General features: G+C 65.8%; 24 protein-coding genes and 1 tRNA gene. 15 read left to right on the top strand and 10 right to left on the bottom strand.

Translation table 11 applies throughout. From position 1 onward, the window contains the following. The first annotated feature begins 23 nt into the window (after positions 1-23). The 4 genes from WDN01_10465 to WDN01_10450 all read left to right on the top strand — a co-directional run bounded on the left by WDN01_10465 (position 24) and on the right by WDN01_10450 (position 3,122). Complete coding sequence (locus tag WDN01_10465) at positions 24-788, top strand: hypothetical protein (GenBank protein MEJ0026440.1); 765 nt, start codon at positions 24-26, stop codon at positions 786-788. Further along, complete coding sequence (locus WDN01_10460) at positions 785-1,420, top strand: ABC transporter permease (protein MEJ0026439.1); 636 nt, start codon at positions 785-787, stop codon at positions 1,418-1,420. Before WDN01_10465 ends, WDN01_10460 begins: the two co-directional genes overlap by 4 nt. A 61-nt stretch (positions 1,421-1,481) precedes the next feature. Then, complete coding sequence (locus WDN01_10455; protein ID MEJ0026438.1) at positions 1,482-2,696, top strand: acetate/propionate family kinase; 1,215 nt, start codon at positions 1,482-1,484, stop codon at positions 2,694-2,696. A 15-nt stretch (positions 2,697-2,711) separates the two neighbouring features. Next, positions 2,712-3,122 carry a hypothetical protein gene (locus tag WDN01_10450; GenBank protein MEJ0026437.1) on the top strand — a complete coding sequence of 137 codons (411 nt, stop codon included), beginning with the start codon at positions 2,712-2,714 and terminating at the stop codon, positions 3,120-3,122. A gap of 81 nt (positions 3,123-3,203) precedes the next feature. Here the strand turns inward: WDN01_10450 and WDN01_10445 are convergent. Further along, positions 3,204-3,294 (bottom strand) — tRNA-Ser (locus tag WDN01_10445). 262 nt (positions 3,295-3,556) lie between these two features. Here WDN01_10445 and WDN01_10440 point away from each other — a divergent pair. After that, positions 3,557-4,048, top strand: a complete 492-nt coding sequence (locus tag WDN01_10440; protein MEJ0026436.1) for a tetratricopeptide repeat protein — start codon at positions 3,557-3,559, stop codon at positions 4,046-4,048. 65 nt (positions 4,049-4,113) lie between these two features. Here the strand turns inward: WDN01_10440 and WDN01_10435 are convergent, their stop codons facing one another. The 3 genes from WDN01_10435 to WDN01_10425 all read right to left on the bottom strand — a co-directional run bounded on the left by WDN01_10435 (position 4,114) and on the right by WDN01_10425 (position 5,719). Further along, the gene (locus tag WDN01_10435; protein MEJ0026435.1) at positions 4,114-4,545 is read right to left on the bottom strand and encodes a hypothetical protein; all 432 of its coding nucleotides are present in this window, start codon (positions 4,543-4,545) and stop codon (positions 4,114-4,116) included. 125 nt (positions 4,546-4,670) lie between these two features. Next, positions 4,671-4,997 (bottom strand): lipid-A-disaccharide synthase N-terminal domain-containing protein, encoded by a 327-nt coding sequence (locus tag WDN01_10430; protein MEJ0026434.1) that lies wholly within the window; start codon positions 4,995-4,997, stop codon positions 4,671-4,673. After that, complete coding sequence (locus tag WDN01_10425) at positions 4,997-5,719, bottom strand: glycosyltransferase family 2 protein (GenBank protein MEJ0026433.1); 723 nt, start codon at positions 5,717-5,719, stop codon at positions 4,997-4,999. Before WDN01_10425 ends, WDN01_10430 begins: the two co-directional genes overlap by 1 nt. A 197-nt stretch (positions 5,720-5,916) precedes the next feature. Here WDN01_10425 and WDN01_10420 point away from each other — a divergent pair, with 197 nt between their 5' ends. The 5 genes from WDN01_10420 to WDN01_10400 all read left to right on the top strand — a co-directional run bounded on the left by WDN01_10420 (position 5,917) and on the right by WDN01_10400 (position 12,222). Further along, the gene (locus tag WDN01_10420; protein ID MEJ0026432.1) at positions 5,917-7,677 is read left to right on the top strand and encodes a glycosyltransferase family 39 protein; all 1,761 of its coding nucleotides are present in this window, start codon (positions 5,917-5,919) and stop codon (positions 7,675-7,677) included. Between the two features lie 570 nt (positions 7,678-8,247). Further along, the gene (locus WDN01_10415) at positions 8,248-9,414 is read left to right on the top strand and encodes a KamA family radical SAM protein (GenBank protein ID MEJ0026431.1); all 1,167 of its coding nucleotides are present in this window, start codon (positions 8,248-8,250) and stop codon (positions 9,412-9,414) included. 159 nt (positions 9,415-9,573) lie between these two features. Further along, the gene (locus WDN01_10410; protein MEJ0026430.1) at positions 9,574-10,563 is read left to right on the top strand and encodes a hypothetical protein; all 990 of its coding nucleotides are present in this window, start codon (positions 9,574-9,576) and stop codon (positions 10,561-10,563) included. A gap of 13 nt (positions 10,564-10,576) precedes the next feature. Beyond that, on the top strand, positions 10,577-11,611 hold the full coding sequence (locus WDN01_10405) for a hypothetical protein (GenBank protein ID MEJ0026429.1): 1,035 nt from the start codon (positions 10,577-10,579) through the stop codon (positions 11,609-11,611). Then, entirely contained in the window at positions 11,608-12,222 is a 615-nt protein-coding gene (locus WDN01_10400) for a hypothetical protein (protein MEJ0026428.1), read from the top strand. The genes WDN01_10405 and WDN01_10400 overlap by 4 nt, the downstream gene beginning before the upstream one ends. Here the strand turns inward: WDN01_10400 and WDN01_10395 are convergent. The 3 genes from WDN01_10395 to WDN01_10385 form a co-directional block, all read right to left on the bottom strand. Beyond that, positions 12,183-12,860 carry a carbonic anhydrase family protein gene (locus WDN01_10395; GenBank protein MEJ0026427.1) on the bottom strand — a complete coding sequence of 226 codons (678 nt, stop codon included), beginning with the start codon at positions 12,858-12,860 and terminating at the stop codon, positions 12,183-12,185. The genes WDN01_10400 and WDN01_10395 overlap by 40 nt on opposite strands. An 85-nt stretch (positions 12,861-12,945) precedes the next feature. After that, the gene (locus tag WDN01_10390) at positions 12,946-13,854 is read right to left on the bottom strand and encodes a DMT family transporter (protein ID MEJ0026426.1); all 909 of its coding nucleotides are present in this window, start codon (positions 13,852-13,854) and stop codon (positions 12,946-12,948) included. A gap of 10 nt (positions 13,855-13,864) precedes the next feature. Further along, complete coding sequence (locus tag WDN01_10385) at positions 13,865-14,839, bottom strand: magnesium transporter CorA family protein (protein ID MEJ0026425.1); 975 nt, start codon at positions 14,837-14,839, stop codon at positions 13,865-13,867. A 179-nt stretch (positions 14,840-15,018) separates the two neighbouring features. Between WDN01_10385 and WDN01_10380 the strand changes: the two genes are divergently transcribed. Both WDN01_10380 and WDN01_10375 read left to right on the top strand, forming a co-directional pair. Continuing rightward, positions 15,019-16,011, top strand: coding sequence for a threonine/serine dehydratase (locus WDN01_10380; GenBank protein MEJ0026424.1), 993 nt, complete (start codon positions 15,019-15,021; stop codon positions 16,009-16,011). Positions 16,012-16,106: 95 nt separating this feature from the next. After that, on the top strand, positions 16,107-16,706 hold the full coding sequence (locus WDN01_10375; protein MEJ0026423.1) for a hypothetical protein: 600 nt from the start codon (positions 16,107-16,109) through the stop codon (positions 16,704-16,706). A 76-nt stretch (positions 16,707-16,782) separates the two neighbouring features. Here the strand turns inward: WDN01_10375 and infC are convergent, their stop codons facing one another. Next, on the bottom strand, positions 16,783-17,271 hold the full coding sequence (infC, locus tag WDN01_10370; protein ID MEJ0026422.1) for a translation initiation factor IF-3: 489 nt from the start codon (positions 17,269-17,271) through the stop codon (positions 16,783-16,785). A gap of 230 nt (positions 17,272-17,501) precedes the next feature. Continuing rightward, positions 17,502-19,484, bottom strand: a complete 1,983-nt coding sequence (gene thrS, locus WDN01_10365) for a threonine--tRNA ligase (GenBank protein ID MEJ0026421.1) — start codon at positions 19,482-19,484, stop codon at positions 17,502-17,504. 141 nt (positions 19,485-19,625) lie between these two features. On the opposite strand from thrS, the gene WDN01_10360 reads away from it, so the two are divergent. From WDN01_10360 to WDN01_10350, 3 genes are all read left to right on the top strand, one after another. Next, a complete protein-coding gene (locus tag WDN01_10360; GenBank protein ID MEJ0026420.1) occupies positions 19,626-19,973 on the top strand; it encodes a hypothetical protein in 348 nt (115 codons plus the stop codon). A gap of 101 nt (positions 19,974-20,074) precedes the next feature. After that, on the top strand, positions 20,075-20,563 hold the full coding sequence (locus tag WDN01_10355) for a hypothetical protein (protein MEJ0026419.1): 489 nt from the start codon (positions 20,075-20,077) through the stop codon (positions 20,561-20,563). Positions 20,564-20,732: 169 nt separating this feature from the next. After that, on the top strand, positions 20,733-21,314 hold the full coding sequence (locus WDN01_10350) for a PAS domain-containing protein (protein ID MEJ0026418.1): 582 nt from the start codon (positions 20,733-20,735) through the stop codon (positions 21,312-21,314). Positions 21,315-21,377: 63 nt separating this feature from the next. Here the strand turns inward: WDN01_10350 and WDN01_10345 are convergent, their stop codons facing one another. Next, positions 21,378-21,986 carry a S24 family peptidase gene (locus WDN01_10345; protein MEJ0026417.1) on the bottom strand — a complete coding sequence of 203 codons (609 nt, stop codon included), beginning with the start codon at positions 21,984-21,986 and terminating at the stop codon, positions 21,378-21,380. Positions 21,987-22,072: the final 86 nt, after the last annotated feature.

Below are 22,072 nucleotides of genomic sequence, written 5' to 3'. Positions count from 1 at the left end.
ATGTCGGAAATGTCATCGGGGACATGATTTCGATCAAGGCATTGCCGCCAGATCTCCGCGAAATGGCACGCTCAAAGGGCGACACGGTTGACAGGCATTCCCCGACGGACCGACTCGAAGCGGCGCTGAAAGGACCTTTGTCTTTCCTGCGTTCGCATCTGAGGTTCGTGGCGGCCGGAATTCTGATCGTCGTGCTTGCCGGCGTCGGCTGGCTCGCCGGATGGTTCGGACGTTCGCAGCCGTCCGATATCCTTGTTCTCTCGGGCGACATCGAAGCGCACGAAAGCGTGCTGAGTTTTAAGACGATCCAGTCGCGGATCACGCTTCTTCCCTTCGACGAGGGGGAAACCGTCCGCGCCGGCACGATATTGGCGCGCGTGGATGACGCGGATTATCGCCAGCAGATCGTCATGGCGCAGGCGGCGCTGGACGTGCAGAAACGCCAGCTTGCCGCGGCCCAGCAATCGGTCGGCGCAGCCCAGCAGACAATCCTGAACGACGCCGCCGATCTTTCGGAAAAACAGATCGACGCGGGCCGGGAACTCGCGCTATGGGCCAAAAAGGCGACGTCGGAACAGGCGCGGGATCTTGCACGCACCGCGGCGAAGCAATCGGCGGCCGCGCTGGCCCGCGATCAGGCGCTGGCGCGCGTGGCCGAACGCAATGTCGATTTGGCCGCCGCGAATGTGAGCAGCGCCGAGGCCGCGCTCGAAATGCCGACCTGTTCGGCATTTCGCGCGATTTGCGCGAGGAGCGCGCGACGCGGCTGCTCGAAGCGTCCGACATGACGCGTTTCCGCAAGCGGCTGGCAGGCCAATTGTCGGGTGGCATGAAGCAGAAGCTCGGGCTTACCTGTTTGCTGATCCATACGCCAAAGGTCCTGTTGCTCGACGAACCGACCACGGGCGTCGATCCGGTGTCGCGTCGCGATTTCTGGCGGATTCTCTACGATCTGGGGCAGGGCGGCGTGACGATCGTGATATCGACCGCCTATCTGGACGAGGCCGAGCGCTGCCACCGCCTCACCGCGGTGGGGATGCTGTGGTTCCAGGTGCCGTTCAACGGCAATCCGCTCGTCATGCTTGCGGGAACATCGCTGTTTCTGCTGAGCACGCTGGCGCTGGGGCTTCTGATCTCCACGGTCTGCACCACGCAGCAGCAGGCCTTCGCGACGAATTTCTTCGTCGTCAACCCGCTCTTCACGCTTTCGGGGTTCAGCTTTCCGATCGCGAGCATGCCCCGCATTCTGCAGTGGTTTTCCTACCTCAATCCGCTGCGCTATTACCTGGTCCTGATCCGCGCCTGCTTCCTGAAGGGCGTCGGTTTCACGGTGCTTTGGCCCGAACTTGCGGCACTGGCCATTCTGGCGACGGTTCTGCTCAGCGCCAGCATCTTCCGTTTCCGCAAATCGCTCGATTGAGGCCTGTCGCAAGGAGTTCGCCATCGCTACGGTGTCGTCTCGGACATAAGGAAACGCTGGCATGAGCGATGCGGTTCTGGTGCTCAATGCGGGTTCGTCGAGCATCAAATTCGCCGTCTATGACGCAATGGCGGAGGCCCGCATCTGCGACGGCTTCGTCGAAGAGATCGGCGACGCGCCGCGCTTCCGTGCCCGTGACGCCAAAGGCGTGGTGCTGGCGGACAAGCCGCTGCCGGCGGACACCACCCACGAAGGCGCGCTGGCCGCGCTGCTCGATTGGCTCAAGACCGGTTGCGCCGAACATCGCATGGTTGCCGCGGGTCATCGGGTGGTGCATGGCGGGGCGCGCTACACCGAGCCGGTGCTGATCGACGACGATGTGCTCGCGACGCTGCGGAAGCTGATCCCGCTGGCGCCGCTGCACCAGCCGCATCCGCTTGCGGCGATCGCCGCGCTTGCAAAGCTGAACCCCGGTCTGCCGCAAGTCGCATGTTTCGACACAGCGTTCCATCACACGCAGGACAGGATCGCCACAACCTTCGCGCTGCCGCATGCGCTCACCGACGAGGGCGTGCGCCGCTATGGCTTTCACGGCTTGTCCTACGAATATATCGCTTCGGTGCTGCCGCGCGTGCTCGGCCCCGACACGGCGGAAGGGCGCGTCCTCGTCGCCCATCTCGGCAACGGTGCCAGTCTCTGCGCCATGCGCCGGCGCAGGAGCGTCGCCACGACGATGGGCTTCACCGTGCTCGACGGGCTGATGATGGGCAGCCGCTGCGGCGCCATCGATCCTGGCGTCATCCTCCACCTGCTTCAGGAGAAAGGGATGCCGGCAGATGCCGTGAACGAGCTGCTTTACAAGAAATCGGGACTGCTCGGTGTTTCCGGCATCAGCGACGACATGCGCGTGCTTCTGGCGAGCAGCGACCCACGTGCGCAGGAGGCCGTGGAGCTTTTCGTCTATCGCATTCTGCGCGAGATGGGGTCTCTTGTCGCCGCGCTGGGCGGCCTGGACGCGCTGATCTTCACCGCCGGAATTGGCGAACATGCCGCCGAAATCCGCCGCCGCGTCTGCGCCGGGGCGGCATGGCTCGGCATCGATCTCGACGAAAAAGCCAACGCGAAGAACGGGGCCTGCATCTCGGAAAGCCGCGTATCCGCATGGGTTGTCCCGACGGACGAGGAAATCGTCATCGCCCGCCATACGCGGTCGGTCTTGAACGCATCGTTCCCGGCGCCGAGGCTCGGCGAACCGCTCAAGGTTAGAGCACGGTGAGGCGGCCTGCTCGATATGCGCGGATTCTCGTTGTGGGGCGTGGCCAATTCGGGTTTTCTCGTTCGCGCGGGTTCCGGCAACGGCTATTCCGGCGGCACGATACTTATCCGCCTCGATTCGACCGCGGAATATTCCGACGTCGACACGCTCCGCCGCTACACCATCGGCGATTTCATTACCGACGATCTGAGCTGGATGCGTTCGGTCCGCTTCGCCGGCGCGGGGATGCGATCGGATTTCAGCATGAAGCCGGATCTCGTGACGTTTCCCCTGCCGACATTGGCGGGCGGCGTGGCCGTGCCGTCGACGGTGGACGTGTTTGCCAACGGCGCCCATGTGCTGTCGAGTCCCGTCGAGCCCGGCCCGGATTCTAGGCCTCACATTCGGCGACTTCGGCGAACTTGGAATCGCGTATGCGCGCGTTGACCAGGCCGATAGTTCGACGCCGGGCATTCCGATACGCCCGAAATAGAAAATTCAACATATTCAATGTATTAGCGTGTTTTTTGGCGGACAGGGAGGGATTCGAACCCTCGAACGGCTATTAACCGTTACACACTTTCCAGGCGTGCGCCTTAAACCACTCGGCCACCTGTCCACGAGGCCCGCCTATGGGCGGCGGCGCGAGATATCCCGCCTGCGGGGCAAATGCAAACCCCGACGTTTCCTGGGAATTTCACCCGCCGACCAGCCGCCCTCGGGCAGCGCGACGCGCCCCGGGCGGCGGGGCCGACTTTGCCGCCGCAAACATGAACTTCCTGTTCGGTTGGAGAAACTTTTGAGAGGGACCGCGTTTTACTTTTGCGGCTGGAGCGCTGCGCCGCGGACGTTTGGGAGCGTCCGCCTATCGAGGCAGAACATTGCAAACCTCGCAGGACGGCGCCCCGGCGCCCCAGCCGCCGCTCTTTATCATAAGGATCGATCAGGCGATCGCCACGGGCGATCTGGACCGTGCCGCGCAGCTCGCCCAGCAGGCGCTGGATGCCGGCGAGGCCCACCCGCTCGCATTCGAAGGCCGGGGCCGATGGAATCTCCGCCGCGGCCAACTCAAGGATGCGCTCGACGATCTGCAGCGCGCCCACGCCCTGGCGCCGAAATCCGCGCGGATCCTGTGCGGGCTCGCCGAATGCCTGAACGCGGTCGGCCGCCCGCGCATGGCCATTCTCGCCTGCGGCGATGCGCTGACGATCGATGCAGCGCTCGCGGACGCCTGGTTCCAGAAAGGCCTTGCGCAGCTCCAGCTCAACCGGCCGGAGCGGGCCACGAACTGCTTCCTCGAGGCGGTCCGCCACGACCCCGGACTGGCGCCCGCCTGCGCCCAGCTCACGCGCATCGACCATCCGCCGGAGTGAACGGCCGGCAGGCAAACGGGCGGCCCGAACACGGACCGCCCGTTCGCGAATGCCAGGCGACGGCTTTAATCGGTGCCGGCGCGGCCGAGGCCGAGATCGTGCTCGGCGGCGACGATGGAGATCGTGTAGCCCGCCGTCACGTCGAACAGCGTCATCACCACGATGAAGAAGAACGGCGTCGAGGCGAAGCCCTTCACCACGATGAACTCGATCAGCGCGATGATGAAGACCAGCAGCGACAGGCCGTGATTGATGATCTCGCGCGCCGTCGTGCGCGTCGCCTTTACCACTTCGACGAACAGCAGGCACAGGCTGAGAAAGACCAGGAAATCGCCGAAGCTGAATTTCCAGACGTCGCCGGAGAACATCGGGATCGAGACCGCGTGGGTGATGCTCAGGATGTCCTGCGTGTTGTGGTGCAGGACCGCGCCGCCGCCCAGGGCGATCAGATTGTAGATGATGAGCGGAATCACAAGCAGCGGAAACAGGCGTAACATGGAATCCTCCCCACGGGCATTTCCGGCACCGCCGGGAATGCGGCTAAAGCTACGGGACCGACACGGCCGCGTAAGGTTTGTACCATATTGGGGCGAAAAAGGGGCGCGGTTAACGGAGGCGATGGTTAAGCCGTCGGCGCGGCGGCCTTCCGGGCGCGGTCGCGATAGATCATGTAGAGATTGCGCACATAGATCGGCAGCGGCATGCCCTGGCCGATGAGCAGCGGCCAGGCCTGGATGTGCACCGCATAAGCAAAGCTGATCAGCCCGCCGGCGAGGCTGCAATACCAGAAGGCGATCGGGACCACGCTGTGGCCTTCCTGCTCGCTGCGCAGCCACTGGATCAGCATGCGCACGCCGAACACCGCCTGGCCCAGGAAGCCGAAGCCCGTCCACACGGTGTCATAAGGGTGCTGCAGTGCGAGCATATAGAGACGCGTGAGGTAGCTCATCAGATCTCCCGCGACTCGGCGTTGGCCCGGAAACGCCGCTGCAGCCAGCGCACGCCCAGAATGTCGTTCACGCTCACCAGGAGCCGGCCGAAATTGGTGTATTTCGAGCGGCCATGCGTCCGCGGGCGATGGTTCACCTCGGCGAAGCGCACGTCATAGCCCTCGCGGATCATGAGCGTGATGATGAAGCGGTGGATGTGGTCGAAATAGGGAAGGGCGAGGAAGGCCTCGCGGCGGAACACTTTGAGGCCGCAGCCCGTGTCGATCGCGCCGTCGTCGAGCAGGCGCGAGCGGATCGCATTGCCCAGCCGCGAGGCGAAGCGCCGGCTGAACGTGTCCTTGCGGCGCGCGCGCACGCCGGAGACCACGCCGATATTGCCCGCGTCGGGGCCGCGCAGCACGGCGAGCAGCTTGGGGATGTCGGCTGGATCGTTCTGCCCGTCGCCGTCCAGCGTGACGATGACGTCGGAGCGCGCGGCGCGCACGCCGGTGCGGATGCCGCGGCTCTGGCCGAGGTTGCGGCCGTGCTGGATCACCCGCAGCGACGGGATCTCGTCCTTGAGCGCCTTGAGCGCGGCCCCGGTGCCGTCGGTCGAACCGTCGTCGACGAAGATGATCTCGGCATCCTCGCCCGTCACCGCGGCCGCAATCTCGCGCGCCAGCGGCCCGACATTCTCGGCCTCGTCCTTGACCGGCACGACCACGGAGAGAGCGACCGCCATGCTGAGGTTCCGTTCGATCCCGTCGTAGAATAGAGTGCCGGCCGGCCGTCTTTCGGCCTCCCTTTCGGGCGCGCGGCCGGGCGCCTTATACAGGCCTAGCCCCTCAAGAAACAGGCTTGTTCCAGGATGACCCATTTGCCGCAATCCCCCCGCCGGAGGCGCCCGGCCGCGGCATCGCCATACAAGGGACGTTCCAGATGAGCGGCAACGACGAGGCCGTGGCCCCGCCGACCGCGATGCTCGCGCCGCAAGTGCCGGCGACGCGGACCGGCCGCGCCCTGTCCTGGGCGGCGCGGCACTGGTGGGCGACACTGGCTGTGCTGTGCATCGCCCTGTGGCTGCCGGGCATTCTCACCCTGCCGCCGATCGATCGCGACGAAAGCCGCTTCGCGCAATCCTCGCGGCAGATGCTCGAGACCGGCAACTTCGTCGACATCCGCCTCGGCCATGTGCCGCGCTACAAGAAGCCGGCCGGCATCTATTGGCTCCAGTCCGCGACGACCGCCATCGCCGGCCTCGGCGACCGCGGCCATATCTGGACCTATCGCCTCGCCTCGCTGCTCGGCGGCACGCTCGCCGTGCTCTTATGTTTCTGGTGCGCGCGGGCCTTCGCGATGGCCGAGATCGCCTGGCTCGGTGCGGCGCTGATGGGCACGTCGCTGCTCCTCACCGCCGAATCGACGATGGCGACCACCGACGCGGTGCAGCTCGCCTGCCTGATGGGCGCGATGGGCGTCCTCATCCGCATCTATCTCGCCGCGCGCGAGCCGGGCCGTCCCGCGGTCGGCACCCGCCTCGTCCTGATCGGCTGGGCCGCCTTCGCCGCCGGAATCCTGGTGAAAGGGCCGGTCGTGCCGGGCGTCTGCGCCGTGACCGTGCTCGCGCTCATCGCCTGGAGCCGCGGCGACTGGCGCTGGCTCGCCGGCACCAGACCGCTCCTCGGCATCCCCCTCACGCTGCTGATCGTGCTGCCGTGGGGCATCGCGATCCTGCTCGCGAGCCATGGCGCGTTCTACGAGCAGTCGCTGGGTCAGGACTTCGCGGCGAAGCTGGCCGGCGGGCAGGAGAGTCACGGCGCATGGCCGGGCACCTATCTGCTGCTCGTCACGCTGACCTTCTGGCCGGCGATCCTGTTCGTCGTCCCCGGTCTCGGCGCGGCGATTCGCAAGCTGGACGATCCGGCGACCCGATTCCTGCTCGCCTGGGCCGGCGCGAGCTGGCTGATGATCGAAATCGTACCGACCAAGCTGCCGAATTACATCCTGCCGGCCTATCCGCCGCTCGCGATGCTGGCCGCCGTCTGGATGCTGTGGCCGCGCGAGACCCATGGGCCGCGCTGGCAGGCGGCGCTCTCTTATCTCTCGGCCGTGCAGTTCCTGATCGGGGCCGCGGCGCTGGCGGCCGCGCCGATCCTGGCGGCACTCTATTATGGGCCCGGCGCCCCGGGCTGGCTGATCGGATTGGCCGCGCTCGCCGCGCTGCTCAGCCTCGCCGCGCTCATCGTCTATCTTCGCGCCGCGAAGGTCCCGGCCTTCGGCTTGGCGATAATGTCGGTATTCGTGGCTTATCCGACGCTTACCGCGGGCGCCGGACCCAGGCTGAACGCGATCTGGATCAGCCCCCGCGCCGCCGCGCTGGTCGCGAAATACGAAAAGCCGGGCGACCCGCCCGTGGTCGCCGCCGGCTATGCCGAGCCGAGCCTGCTCTTCGCGCTCGGGACCGAGACCAGGCTCACCGACGGGATGGGCGCGGCCGAAGTCGGCGCCTATCAGGGCGGCCTCGCCCTCGTCGAAGACAAGGAGCGGCCGTCCTTCCTCGCCCATCTGGCCGAGCGCGAGACCGATGCGGTGCCGCTCGACGGCCTCGACGGGTTCAACTACACGCGCGGCCGCAAGGTGCACATCACGCTCTATCGCGTGACCCAGACCCACGACGTGACCGTCCCCCCGGCCGAGTGAGGCGCGTCGGTCACAGGCCGGCAATTCATTCACAGGGACGTTCGATCGGGCCGCCCCCCGTCGCGCGGACGCCAATGCGCCGGTCCTACGGTCGACGGTGCGGTCCGCGCGCGGCCCAAGACGGCCGGACGCAGCGTCCGCGAAATTCATCCGATGCCGATTCGGCAAGGGTTAGATGAAACGCGAGTCGAATCGGGTCGCACCCGATGCGCCGGCCCTCGCGATGATCCTCATACGCATCGAATGGGTCCCTCGCAGGTCGTCGAGCGGCGTTCGTTGCCGCTCGTCATGCGGGGGCCGACCGCTTGTTACTCTTGACGCGTGAATTGAAGCTACTAAATATCGCTCTCGTTGTTGCATCCGTTGATGGGGAGTCGTTGGGGCTTTCGCGTGGATCGCAACTTCGGAGCGTCTTATAGGACGATGAGTCTCCAAATCGCGCGGGGGCGTGAAGCCAAGCCTCCGCTCCGGACGATCCGCCCACGGCAGGATGTCCGACCCCAACTGACGGAAGCGTCCGGCGCGCAGCCGCTGCTTGCTCCCTCCAAAGAGGCCGCCCCCGCGAAGAAGGTGGCCCTCCGCTTCCCCGTCAATCCCGATACGCGCGCTTTCTACAAGACCTTCTATCCCGGCACCTCGATGGTGGAGTGGAACGACTGGCGCTGGCAGATGCGCGCCCGTATCCGCACCCGCGACGAGCTGGTCCGCATCTTCTCGCTGTCGGCCGACGAGTTCGACGCCGTGAGCCGCCACAAAGGCTCGCTTCCGGTCGGCATCACGCCTTATTACGCCAGCCTGATGGGGCTGAAGGACGCCAGCGAACCCTTGCGGCGCACCCACATCATGACCGGAGACGAATACCTGACCACGGCCGGCGAGGACGACGACCCCCTGGCCGAGGACCACGACATGGCCGCGCCGGGCCTGGTCCACCGCTATCCCGACCGCGTGTTGTTCCTGACCACCGGCACCTGCTCGACCTATTGCCGCTATTGCACGCGGGCCCGCGTCGTCGGCAATCCGGGCGGGGAGTACCAGTTCTCGACCAAGCAATGGGAACAGGCGCTCGCCTATCTGGAGCAGCACACCGAGATCCGCGACGTCCTCCTGTCGGGCGGCGACCCGCTGACCTTGGGCGACGACAAGCTGGACTGGCTGCTCGGCCGCCTCCGGGCGATGAAGCACATCGAGTTCCTGCGAATCGGCACCAAGATGCCGGTCGTGACGCCCCAGCGCATCACCAAGAACCTGATCGCCATCCTGAAGAAATATCATCCCCTCTGGATGAGCATCCACTTCACCCATCCGGCCGAGCTGACAGACGAGGTCACCGAATCGACCGCCCGCCTGGCCGATGCCGGCATCCCGCTCGGCAGCCAGACCGTCCTGATGAAGGGCATCAACGACGATATCGAGGTGATGAAGCCCCTGATGCAGGGCCTGCTCAAGCGCCGGGTCCGTCCCTATTACCTCTACCAATGCGATCCGATCCGCGGCTCGGCCCATTTCCGCACCAAGGTGGAGAAGGGTCTGGAGATCATCGAAGGGCTGCGCGGCCACACCACCGGCTATGCGACGCCGATCTTCGCGGTCGACGCGCCGGGCGGCGGCGGTAAGATCCAGGTTGCACCGGACTTTGTGGTCGGGCGCGACGGCGACAACCTGCTGCTGCGCAATTTCGAGGGCGGCGTATACCGCTACCCCGATCCCGGCGGCACGCTGGGCGCCGACAAATAGGCGACTGAGGTCGAAGGTAACCATGGCTTATTTCCACCTCCCCCATCGGGGGAGGTCGAAAAATCGCGAAGCGATTTTTCGGGTGGGGGCGTGCCGCAAGCGCGCTGCCCCACCCGACGCGCTGCGCGCGTCGACCTCCCCGTTCCGGGGAGGTGAGTAGTGCTCCGCATCGGCGTCACCTTCGACCTGCGCAAGGACTACCTCGCCCAGGGCTATAGCGAGGAGGAAACGGCGGAGTTCGACGCCGAAATCACCATCGACGGCCTGTGCGACGCCCTCGCCGGCCTCGGCTTCGCGCCGGTCCGCATCGGCAATGTGAAGGCCCTGGTCGAGCGCCTCGCCGCCGGCGAGCGCTGGGACGGCGTGTTCAATTTCTGCGAGGGCCTCAAGGGCCTCGCGCGCGAGGCCCAGGTGCCCGCGATCCTCGAAGCCTATGACATCCCCTATGTGTTCTCCGATCCGCTGACCATGGCGGTGACGCTCGACAAGGCGATGTGCAAGCGGATCGCCCGCGACTGCGGCGTGCCGACCACCGATTTCGCGCTGATCGAGCGGATCGAGGACGTCGAGACCGTCGACCTGCCGTTTCCGCTGTTCCTCAAGCCCGTCGCCGAGGGCTCCGGCAAGGGCATCGGCACCAACAACAAGGTCGCGGACCGCGCGGCGATGCGCGCCACCGCCGCCGATCTGCTCGCCCGCTTCCGCCAGCCCGTGCTGGTCGAACCGTTCCTCGCCGGCCGTGAATTCACCGTCGGCATCACCGGCACGGGCGACGATGCGTCCGTGCTCGGCGTCAGCGAGATCGTACCTCTGGCCGGTTATCACGGCGACGGCTACGGCCTCGTCAACAAGGAGGACTGGGACGGCCGCCTCGACATCGTCGGCGCGCCGCCGGCCGAGGCGAAAGCCGCCGGCGACGTCGCGCTGGCGGCGTGGCGCTGTCTTCGATGCCGCGACGGCGGGCGAATCGACATACGATGCGACGGCGAGGGCCGGCCGCATTTCATCGAAGTGAATCCGCTGGCCGGCCTTCGGCCGGAGTATTCGGACATGTGCTTCATCGCCGCGCGCGAGGGCGTCTCGTACCAGGACCTGATCGGCAGGATCATGGACTCGTTCCTGAGGCGCTATCCGGCGCTGGCGAAGTAGATTGGGGGACCGCATGCGCATTCTCGTTCTGCATTCCGACGTGCCGCCCGACGCGCCGCCGGAGGATATCGACACGCTCACCTCCGCCGAGGCTGTTGCCCAGGCGCTCCTCAAGAACGGTCATGCGGTCTCCAAGGCGCCGTTCACCACCGACGCCGACCGCTTCCGCGCCCTCCTGGCCCGCGAGGGCGCCGATGTGGTGTTCAACCTGGTCGAAGGCGTCGACGGGCTCGGGCGCCTCGCCCCCATCGCGCCGCGCATGCTGGAAGAGGCCGGCGCGGTCTTCACCGGCGTCGATTACGCCGCCATGGCGGTCACCACCGACAAGCCGCTGACCAAGCGCAAGCTGCGCGAGGCCGGCATCGCCACCGCCGACTGGCATGAGCCGCCGGACTGGGCCGGGCTCGACGAGCGTAAATACATCGTCAAATCGACGCTGGAGGACGCCTCGGTCGGCCTCGACGACGGCTGCGTCGTGGAGGGCGCCGAGGCGGTCAAGCGCCGCGCCGCGGAAAGCCTGGCGCGCCATGGCGGCCAGTGGTTCGCCGAGGAATATATCGACGGCCGCGAGTACAACATCTCGATGATGCAGGGCCCGAACGGCAAGCCGATGGTCCTGCCGCTGGCCGAGATGCGATTCGACGACTGGCCGTCGGACAAGCCGCGCATCGTGGGCTATGGCGCCAAATGGGACGAGAGCCTGGACATCAACGACCAGATGATCCGCGCCTTCGATACCGAGACCAACGAGCCGGTGCTGGCCGCCAAGCTCAAGCGGGCCTGCCTGCGCACGTGGAAGCTGTTCGCTTTCACCGGCTATGTCCGGGTCGATTTCCGCGTCACGCCCAAGGGCGAGCCGCTGGTGCTGGAGATCAACACCAATCCCTGCATCGCGCCCGATGCCGGCTTCGCCGCCGCCGGCGAGCAGATCGGCCTCTCCTACGACCAGCTGATCCAGCGCGTGGTCGACACGGCCCTCGCCAACGCCAAGGCCCAATCGACGAAACGCAAAGCCGGCAACCGCGCGGCCCTCAGGAAGATCGCATGAGCGTCGTCGCGCTCGCCCGTGCCTATACAAGCGTGCAGGGCGCGCCGGTGATCCATTCGGTCGACACGGCGATCTTCTCGCTCACCTATTTCGCCAAATGCATGGACTGCACCTTCTGTGACGACCAGTGCTGTTCCTATGGCGTCGATATCGACGTCGGCAATGCCATGCGCATCGCCGCCCTGGGGGAGGATTTCTCCGCGCGCGTCACCGCCCCGCGCACCGAATGGTTCACCGACGAGGTCCTGGACGACGCCGAGTTCCCCACCGGCCGCTATCTGCGCACCCGCGAGCGCGGCGGCAAATGCGTGTTCCGCAACCCGGCCGGCCGCGGCTGCCTGATCCATGCCTATGCGCTCGAGAAGGGGATCGACTATCACGAGCTCAAGCCGGTCGTCTCGACGCTGTTCCCCACGACCTTCAACTACGGCGTGCTCGAAGCCAGCAGCGAAGTCCACGACAAGAGCCTCGCCTGCGCCGGCGCCGGCCCGAGCGTGTACGAAGGCGCCCGCGACGAGCTCAAATATTATTTCGGCGAGGACTTCGTGGCCGAACTCGATCGGCTCGCGGCTCAGGGCCCCGAGAGGATGAAGCGGCGGTCGAGCGGCTGAATCGCGCGCGCGCTGTCGGGATAGATCGTCGCGAATTTCTCGATGCTCGCCGGGTCGACCTTCACCCCGTGCTGCAGCACGATCCAGCGCACGATCTGGCTGTAGGGCGGCGTCGTCAGCGAACCCATATAGGTCCAGTAATGCCGGTCCTTCGGCAGCAGCGTGTTGGGATCGATCGTGACGTGAACCGCTGGGCCGGGCGTCGCCGGCGCGGCATCCATGATCGTCTTGAACGCCGCGTTGGCCGCCTTGGTGTCGAGAAAAACGCCGAGCACGACGGCATCGTCGCCGAGCGTATTCACGAAATGCAGCTCCATCGGCGTCTGTACGCCGTTCACCGAGTGCTCGCTCTTGTGATGGAAGTGGAACTGGCTGAGCGTGTAGACCTCGCCGTCATAGGTGACGGTGCTGGTGCCGCCGGCGGGCGTCACCTTGATGGTGTGGCCGTCATTGGTGACGATGAAGTCGCGCGCGCGATAGTCGACCTTGAACGGTTTGATCTTCGCCGGAATGGCGCCGACGATGTCGACCGGCGATTGCTGGTCGCCCACCGGCTCGCCGCCGCCGCCCGAAGCATTGGCGGAGAACGCGATGGCGGCGGACGCCGCCAGACCGATCCAAAGCGCGCGGAATTTCATGCGATCCCCCAACCGACAGCCGGCGCGATTTTCAATGGGTTCCGGTGGCCGTCAAGGCCTCGCGCTCCCTGCGAATAGGGGGCGGTCAGACCGCCTCGACCCGGCTCGCCAGTTCGCGGCCGAGGCGATGCTCGCGCACCGCGATATAGGCCCCGGCCGCCGTGACGACGGCGGCGCCCGCCAGCACCAGCGTCACCGGCACCTCGGCAAAGACGAGATAACCGAACGCCACCGCCCAGATCATCGCCGTGTAGTCGAACGGCGCGAGCAGCGACGGCTCGGCATAGCGGTAGCTGAAGGTCATCATGATCTGTCCGAAGCCGCCGCAGATGCCGCCCAGGATCAGCCACGTCGCCATCCACAAGGTGAGCGGCACGCGCCACCAGATCATGGTGATCGCGCCCAGCGCGGCGCAGAACGACATGAAGTAGAAGACGATGGTCTCGCTCTTCTCCGTGGCGCTCATCTGGCGGATGAAGATCACGACGAAGGCGGAGAACAGCGCGGCGGTGAGCGCCAGGCCGGCGCCCGCCGACAAGCCGCCCGAGGCCATGCCGAGGAACCCGCCATGCGGCTGCACCATCAGGAGTACCCCGCCGAACGCGACGACGACGGCGAAGCCGCGATGCGGCCCGACCTTCTCCTTCAGCATCAGCGCCGCCAGAATCACCGCGAAGATCGGCTGCACGAAGCCGAAAGCCGTGAGGTCGGCCAGCGGCAAAAGCTTCAGTGCCGCGAAGCCTAAGAACATCGAGGACGACCCGATCGCGGCGCGCATCAGGTGCAGGCCCGGCCGCTTGGTGCGCACCAGGGCCGCCGGGCCGACGGTGTAGAAGGAGAGCGCGAGCAGGGGTACTAGCGCGAAAAAGGCGCGGAAAAACACCACCTCGCCGACCGGCACGGTGTTGCCGGCCAGCTTCAGGGCGACATATTGGACGGAGAAGGCGAAGGTCGCGCCGAGCTTCAGCGCGATGCCCCGGGAGGAGTGCTGCATCCCGGCCAGCCTACAGCCAGCCGCGGCGCTTGAACCAGACGTAAGGCAGAATGCCGGATATGACGATGATGACGAGCGCGATGGGGTAGCCGATCGCGGTGTGCAGTTCCGGCATGGCCTGGAAATTCATTCCCCAGATCGAGGCGAACAGGGTGGGCGGCAGGAACACGATGGCCGCCACCGACATGATCTTGATGATGTTGTTCTGGTCGATGTTGATCAGCCCCAGCGTCGCGTCCAGCAGGTAGTTCAGCTTGCCGCCCAGAAAGCCCGTGTGGTCCTGCAGCGACTGCACGTCGCGCGTCAGCGTCTTGATGTGGGTGCGCACTTCCTTGTTCGGCTTGCCGTCCATCGCCGGGGTGAGGAAGGACAGCACCCGGCTGATCGACAGAAGGCTCTCGCGCATCTTGCCGGTCAGGTCGTGCTTGCGGCCCAGCCGGCGCAGCACGTTCTGGAAGTCCTTGGACTGGAGGACGGTGCCTTCGCTGGGCTGGAATATCTCCTTGGAGAGGGTCTCGATCTCCGAGCCGGCGCGCTCCAGCACGTCGGCCATGCGGTCGATGATGACGTCGAGCAGCGCCATCAGGACCATCTCGCCGCGCTGCGGCGTGACGCTGCCGCGCTCGCAGCGCATCGCGAAGGTGCGGAAGGGCTGCGGGTCGATGTAGCGGATGGTGACCAGCTTGTCGTGGGTGAGCACGAAGCTGATCACATCGGCGCTCGGATTCTCGCTTTCCGAATTGGAGATGATGAGCGCGGTCAGGAAGATCGCGCCGTCTTCCTGGTAGAGCCGGCTGGAGACCTCGATCTCCTCCATGTCGGCGCGGGTCGGCATCTCGATGCCCAGCATCTCGCCGACCTTGCGCCGCTCCTCATTGGTGGGCGAGAGCAGGTCGAGCCACACCGCATCGGGCGCAAGGGCATCGCCTTCCGAAAGGGCAACACCTTTCAGGCCGCCATTCTGCTGCTGATAGACCTTCAGCATCGAGGACTCGTGTCGATTAGCGATTTTAAGGCTTGTATCCGCCTGCCCGGGCGGACACGCGGCGACCATAGTCCTGGCTGGCGAACGGTGCCAACCCCCTCCTGTCGGCCATGCGGCGATATGTGCTCTCACGCGATGCGGGCTGAGGTAGAAGAGAGCGTCGAACCGAGCGGACTCCGATGACCGTCACCGTCCCCACCTTCGCAGACGTCCAAGCCGCCGCAGGGCGGATCGCGCCCTATGCGGTGCTTACGCCGCTTCTGGAGAACGCCGAGCTTAACGCCCGCACCGGCGGGCGCATCTTCCTCAAGCCCGAGCCCCTGCAGCGCACGGGCTCGTTCAAGTTCCGCGGCGCGGTCAACACGGTGCTGCAGATCCCGGCGGAGAAGCGCGCCGGCGGCGTCGTCGCCTTCTCGTCGGGCAACCATGCCCAGGGCGTTGCGGCCGCGGCCGCCCAGTTCGGCCTGCCGGCGACCATCGTCATGCCGAAGGACGCGCCCGAGGCGAAGATCGCCGGCACGCGCCGGCTGGGCGCGACGATCGTGTTCTACGACCGGCTGACCGACGACCGCGAAGCCATCGCGCAGGGCATCGTCGGGCGCACTGGCGCGACCCTGATCCAGCCCTTCGACAACGCGATGGTCGTCGCCGGCCAGGGGACTGTCGGCCTCGAGATCGCGGCCGACGCGAAAGCGGCGGGCGTCGGCCTCGACGCGGTCGTCTCGCCCTGCGGCGGCGGCGGGTTGCTGACCGGCATCGCGCTGGCCCTGTCCGGCACCAGCCCGGCGACCCGGGTGGTCGGCGTCGAGCCCGAGCGCTTCGACGGCATGCGCCTTTCGCTGGCGGCGGGCGAACGGACGGCCGCGCCGGGGGGCGCGCTGTCGATCGCCGACGCCCTGATGGCGCCCGCGCCCGGCCACATCCCCTTCGCTCTCGCAAAAAAATTTGTGGCCGAAGTCCGTACAATTGCGGACGCCGAGCTCGAAAGGGCGGTCAGTTTCGCCTTCCAGCGGTTGAAACTTGTCGTCGAACCGGGCGGCGCCGCCGCTCTGGCGGCGGTGCTCGCCGGCAAATTCGATACCAAAAACAAGGCCATCGCGGTCGTGCTCAGCGGCGGCAACGCCGATATCGCAACGGTTGTACGCTGCTGTAGGTCTATCACCGATCCGTAACCATCCTGGCTTACCATTTCTCCGGGTTATGCTTTTCTTATCCACAACAACGTGTTTAGGATTAGGCAACCAAATAAAGCGGGCGTTGGGGTACCATGGACGAGGGACAGGGTAGCGGCTCACTCCGCTATGCCGCTTCCATTGCGATTTTGGTGGTGACGCTGGCGTTGCTGGGGTGCGGCACGCTCACCTTGCTGCCGCGACCCTCCTCCGAAGCCGCCAGCACCCAGCTCCGCTCCTTGCAGGATCTTGCGGCCGCCTATGTCCGGGTGCAGCCGGGCGAGACCCGCGCCTCCCAGCTCGCGGCCCTCGGTTTCGATACGACGACGGCGAATGTCCAGGTTCTCTCTTATCTCGGCCTGATCGAGCGGTTCGCCGGCGATTCGCGCAAATTCGACCGGATGGACGAGCCGCTGCAGGAATGCATCGAGGCGCGCGACCGCTGCACCGCGTTGGTGTTCAAGCCCGGCGACAAGAGCCGCGGCGCCGGCATGCTGGCATCGCTCGGCCTGGGCTCCGCCAGTGCGGCGGCGCGCGAGGCGGTGGTGACGTTGCTCGTGCGGGACGGTCGCGTTGCCTACAAGACCATCAGCGGCGTGCCCGACACGCTGCTCGCGCAGCGCGAGCCCGCGATGGCGGCGGTCGGGCGCCCGCGGACGGCGGCGATCCCGGTTTCGGCCCGCTCGGTCTACTGAATCGACATCGACAAAGAAAAAGCGCCGGCAGCCATCGCCGCCGGCGCTCCGATAAATATTGTCCGTCGCCGATGGTTCAGCGCGGCGCCAATACCATCATCATCTGGCGGCCTTCCATCTTCGGCCACTGTTCCATCTTGGCGATGGGCTCGACGTCCTTGTGGACGCGGTTGAGCAGATCCATGCCGAGATTCTGATGCGCCATCTCGCGGCCGCGGAAGCGCAGCGTGACCTTGACCTTGTCGCCCTCGTCGAAGAAGCGGCGCATCTGCTTCATCTTGGTGTCGTAGTCGTGGTCGTCGATGGTCGGGCGCATCTTGATCTCCTTGATCTCGATGACCTTCTGCTTCTTGCGCGCCTCGGCGGCCTTCTTCTGCTGCTCGTATTTGAACTTGCCGTAATCCATCAGCTTGACCACGGGCGGCTTCGCCTCCGGCGAAACCTCGACCAGGTCGAAGCCTTTTTCTTCCGCGATGGCGCGGCCTTCGTCGAGACCGATCTCGCCGTACTTATGGCCGTCGTCGCCGATCAGAAGGATGGTGCGCGAAAAGATATCCTCGTTCACGCGGGGGCCGCCCTTGGCCGGAGCCTTGTCGGGCTGCTGAAAACGTCTGGGGACTATGACTTTCTCTCCTCAATTGCGCCGACGCGAAAACGCCTTTCGCGAGGACCCTTGCCATTAAGCCTCGCGAAACGATGTCCGGTTCTGCGGCGTGGCGGGGTGTCCTTGCAAAGCGTCGCGCGGGGCGACGGTTGACTCCTTAAGAATAGGAGACAATTCCGTTTTCGCAAGGGTTATTCGGCCACATCCACACGGGATTCGGCCTCCTTTTTCAGCCGTTCTATGACGGTTTCGAGCGGCATCGGGCCCAGATCCTTGCCGGAACGCAGGCGCACCGCGACTTTTCCTTCCGCCGCCTCGCGCTCGCCGACCACCAGCATGTAGGGGATCTTCTTGAGCTGGGCGTCGCGGATCTTCTTCTGCATGCGCTCATTGCTGGTGTCGATGTCGACGCGAAGGCCGGTGGTGCCGTTGACGACGGGCGTCTGGAAGATCGCGTCGACCACCTTGTGGCCGTAGTCGAACGCCTTCTCGCTGATCGGAATCACGCGCGCCTGCACCGGCGCCAGCCAGGTCGGGAAGTTGCCGGCATAATGCTCGATCAGGAAGGCGGTGAAGCGTTCGTGGCTGCCCAAGGGCGCGCGATGGATCACATAGACCGGATGCTCCGCGCCGTCCTCGCCGATATATTTGAGGTCGAAGGTCTTGGTCGCCATGAAGTCGAGCTGGTTGGTCGAGATCGCATATTCGGTCCCGATCACGCTCTTGATCATGAAATCGACCTTGGGGCCGTAGAACGCCGCTTCGCCTTCGGCCTCGACGTAAGGCAGCCCGCTCTCGTTCATCGCCGCCCGGATGATCTCGCCCGAGGCGCGCCAGCTCTCCGGCTCGTCGACGAAATTGTGCTTCTTCGTCAGATCGGGCAGCGAGAACCGCATGTAATAATCCTTGATGCCCATCAGATCGTAATAGCGGGCATGCAGGCGCATCACCTTCAGGAACTCGTCCTTCGCCTGATCGAAGCGGCAATAGATATGCGCGTCGTTCTGGCTGAAGCCGCGCACGCGCATCAGGCCGGACAATCCGCCCGACGCCTCGTAGCGATAGCAGTGGCCGTATTCGGCGAGGCGCAGCGGCAGCTCCCGGTAAGAATGCCGCGTCGCCAGATAGATCATGTGGTGATGCGGGCAGTTCATCGGCTTGAGGTAGTAATTCTCGCCCTCGATATCGATCGGCGAATACATGTCGTCACCGTAATAGGCGAGATGGCGCGAGCGGATATAGAGGTTCTCTTTCGTGATCTCCGGAGTCGAGACGCGCTTGTAGCCGTCCTTGCGCTCCTCCTGGACCGCGAGGAATTCGAGCTCCTGGCGGATCACCATGCCGTTGGGCATCCACAGGGGCAGGCCGGCGCCGACCTCCGGCGAGAAGGTGAACAGCTCCAGGTCGCGGCCGATCCGGCGATGGTCGCGCTTTTCCTGCTCGGCCAGCCGTTCGAGATGGGCGTCCAATTCCTTCTGGTCGCGCCAGGCGGTGCCGTAGATGCGCTGGAGCTGCGCGTTCTTGGCATCGCCGCGCCAATAGGCGCCGGCGATCTTGGTCAGCTTGAACGCGTCGCCGACGGGCGCGGTGGTCGCGAAATGCGGCCCGCGGCACAGGTCGTGCCAGTTGCCGTGATAGTAGATCGACACGTCCTCGTCGGACGGAATGCTCTCGATCAGCTCGGCCTTGTAGGTCTCGCCGATGTCCTTGAAGTGCTGAATCGCCTTGGCGCGCGGCCACACTTCGCGCGCGGTCGGCAGCGCCGCCTTCACGATCTCGTGCATCTTGGCTTCGATCTTCGGCAGGTCTTCCGGCGTGAACGGCTCGGCGCGCGCGAAGTCGTAATAAAAGCCGTCTTCGATCGCCGGGCCGATGGTCACCTGGGTCCCGGGATAAAGATCCTGCACCGCCATGGCGAGCACATGCGCCGCGTCGTGGCGGATCAGCTCCAGCGCCTCGGGGTCTTTCTTGGTGATGATGCGGACCTTGGAATCCTGCTCGATCGGGCGGAACAGGTCCCATTGCTTTCCGTTCACTTCGACGATCAGGGCCGCCTTGGCCAGGCCCGGACCGATGGAGGCCGCGATCTCGGCGCCCGTGACGCCCTTGTGGAAGTCGAGCGTCTTGCCGTCGGGCAGGGTGATGCGGACGGGCGCGGAAGCGGCGGCGGACATGGTCCAGTCTCCATACGGAAGAGCGGGGCGGACCATGAGTCGAAGTGATGCCCTAAGTCAAGAAAGTGACTTGGATTTCGGCTATGCGCGGCGGCGCCGTTGCGCGAAACTGGCCGCGGAGCGGCCTTCCGGAGAACCGACATGAGAAAACTGGCAATCCTCGGCGCCCTCGCCGTCTTCGGCGCCGTCCCGATCGCGCCGGCCGCTGCGCAGCAGCACGTCCGCCCCCAGATATGCCTGCAATCGACCCAGATCGACCGCACCACCGTGGTCAACCCGAAGAAGATCCTTTTTCGCCTGAAGAGCGGCAAGGTCTACGCCAGCAACCTCCGCATCCCGTGCCTGGGCCTTCGCTTCAACGGCTTCGTCTATGTCACGCCGCTGGACGAGATCTGCGGCGGCGCGCAATCGATCCGTGTGCTGCAGACCAATCAGATCTGCGTGCTGGGCCCGTTCGTGCCGGAAGAGATCGGACAGCGCGCCGGCTGACTTGCATCGATCGGCGCCGACCGGCTTGATGCAGGCCCTTATAAGGTGGTGGACATGCCGGTCGGACAGCAAAGCCTGACAGCCCAGGGCGCGGCCGCGCCATGACGCGCGCATGCCTGGCGGCGGCTCTTGCCCTGGCGCTTGCCCTTGCCGGTTGCGGCCGGGCGCCGCCGACCGACCGGGACATGGTCGCCGCGTTCCACGCCAAGCGCGCCGCGTTCGAGGCGTTGCGCACCGAACTGTGCAAGCTCAAATACGACCAGACGATCATGCGCGATCCGGCCTGGGCGCAGCCGCAAATGCCGCCGGCCGACGAGAAGCGGTTCCGCGCCCTGCTCGGCACGCTGGATGCCGCGGGCGTGCATTATATCCGCGGCTGCCAGCTCTGGATCGAGATGTGGTCGGCCGGCGCGGGCGCAGCCCCCGCCTACAAGAAATACCGCTACGGTCCGCCGCTCTACCGCATCATCGAGATCAAGGAGCCGCCGCCGAAGGACCTCAACGATTATCTCGACAAGCGCGTTTCGATCGCGTCTTTCGAGAAGAACCTCGAAGGCGATTGGTGGATCGAACTCGATCACTGGCAATGAGGCGCGCACGGCCGGCGCGTCCTACGGTTGCGCGCATCGGCGTCGGCCGCGACGATTGTTTCTACTCGCGGTAGAGAGAGGGCGCTTCCACTCCCCCCAAAATGAGGGGGATGCCGCGATGCGCAATAGGCTCAATATTATTGGGCGTAATTGAAGTCCTACGGATGCCATGACCCCTACATCCGAAGACGGCGCGATCGATCGTCTGCCTACGTCCGAATTCTCCGGCGTGTTCGACAGGACGCCGGGGCTCTATCTCGTCCTCGATCCCAGCTTCACGATCATGGCCGCGAACGACGCGTTCTGCGCGGCGACGATGACGGAGCGCGATGCGATCGTCGGGCGCCATCTGTTCGAGGCGTTTCCCGACAATCCCGGCGACTCCGCCGCCGACGGCGTCGAGAATCTGCGCGCCTCGCTCCTGAAGGTGCTCAAGTCGCGGCAGCCGGACCGCATGAACATCCAGAAATACGACGTCCGCGAGGCCGGCTCGGGCGCCTTCGCGGAGCGCTATTGGAGTCCGCTCAACGTTCCGGTGATCGGCCCCGACGGCTATGTGAAGTGGATCATCCACAGCGTCGAGGACGTGACCGAGCTGATGAACCTGCGCACGGAATTCGCCGCCCGGCGCGGCGGCGCCGCGGCCCAGCGCCTCCTCAGCCAGCTTCGCGAGACCGAGCGCGAGCTGGCCGCCGAGCGCACGGAGAATGCGGAGCTGCGCGAGACCCTGCGCCGGCACGCGAAGGGCTGAGCGGCGTCGCTTTGGCTGAATCGCCGAGGGACAATTCCGGACCGGGACGACCGCGCGGGAAGTTCAGATCGCGCCGCTGCGCCAGCGCACGCGGCCGAAAATCTGCAGCCGCGCCGCTTCCTCGGGCGTCAGGGTCTGCGTGCCGTAGTCGGGGTTGCGCGATTTCAGCGTCACCGTGCCGTTCGGCGCGGTCTCCACGAAGCGCACGAAATTCCGCCCGTCGCGCAGCGAGACGTAAAGGCCGTCGCGCGTGATGCGGTCGTTCGCCGTGTCGACCAGCAGCAGGTCGCCGTCGCGGATCACCGGTTCGTTGGCGGCGCCGCGCTGGACCACGATGCGAAGCTTGTCGATCGTGCCCAGGCCGCGCAGGAAGCCGGCCGAGAACAGCACCGTGTCCTCCTCGCCGTCCGGATCGGCATCGGCGTCGCGCTGGATGGGGATCGCCACGAAGCCTTCGGGCTCCTCGTCGCCCGCCTGGCGCGGTCCCTCGCCGCTGGCCAGCCAGTCGAGCGAGACGTTCCTGGCCGCGGCGAGGCGCGCGACGAGTTCGAAGGGCGGCTTGGCGCGGCCGGCGATGTAGGAGGCGAGATGCTCCGGAGTCACGCCCGCGATCTCCGCCGCCTCGACGCGGTTGGGAAACTGATCGAGCAGCCAGCGTATCCGTTCGCCCAATTCGACCCGGAAAGTTGCGGGAGCCTCCCCGACATTTGTCGGGGCGCTTCGATTTCCTTTAGATTTTCGCCCGCTCACGTCGGAAT

Source organism: Rhizomicrobium sp. (assembly GCA_037200985.1).
Taxonomy (GTDB): Bacteria; Pseudomonadota; Alphaproteobacteria; order Micropepsales; family Micropepsaceae; genus Rhizomicrobium.
This window is presented reverse-complemented; position numbering and strand designations above follow the sequence as displayed.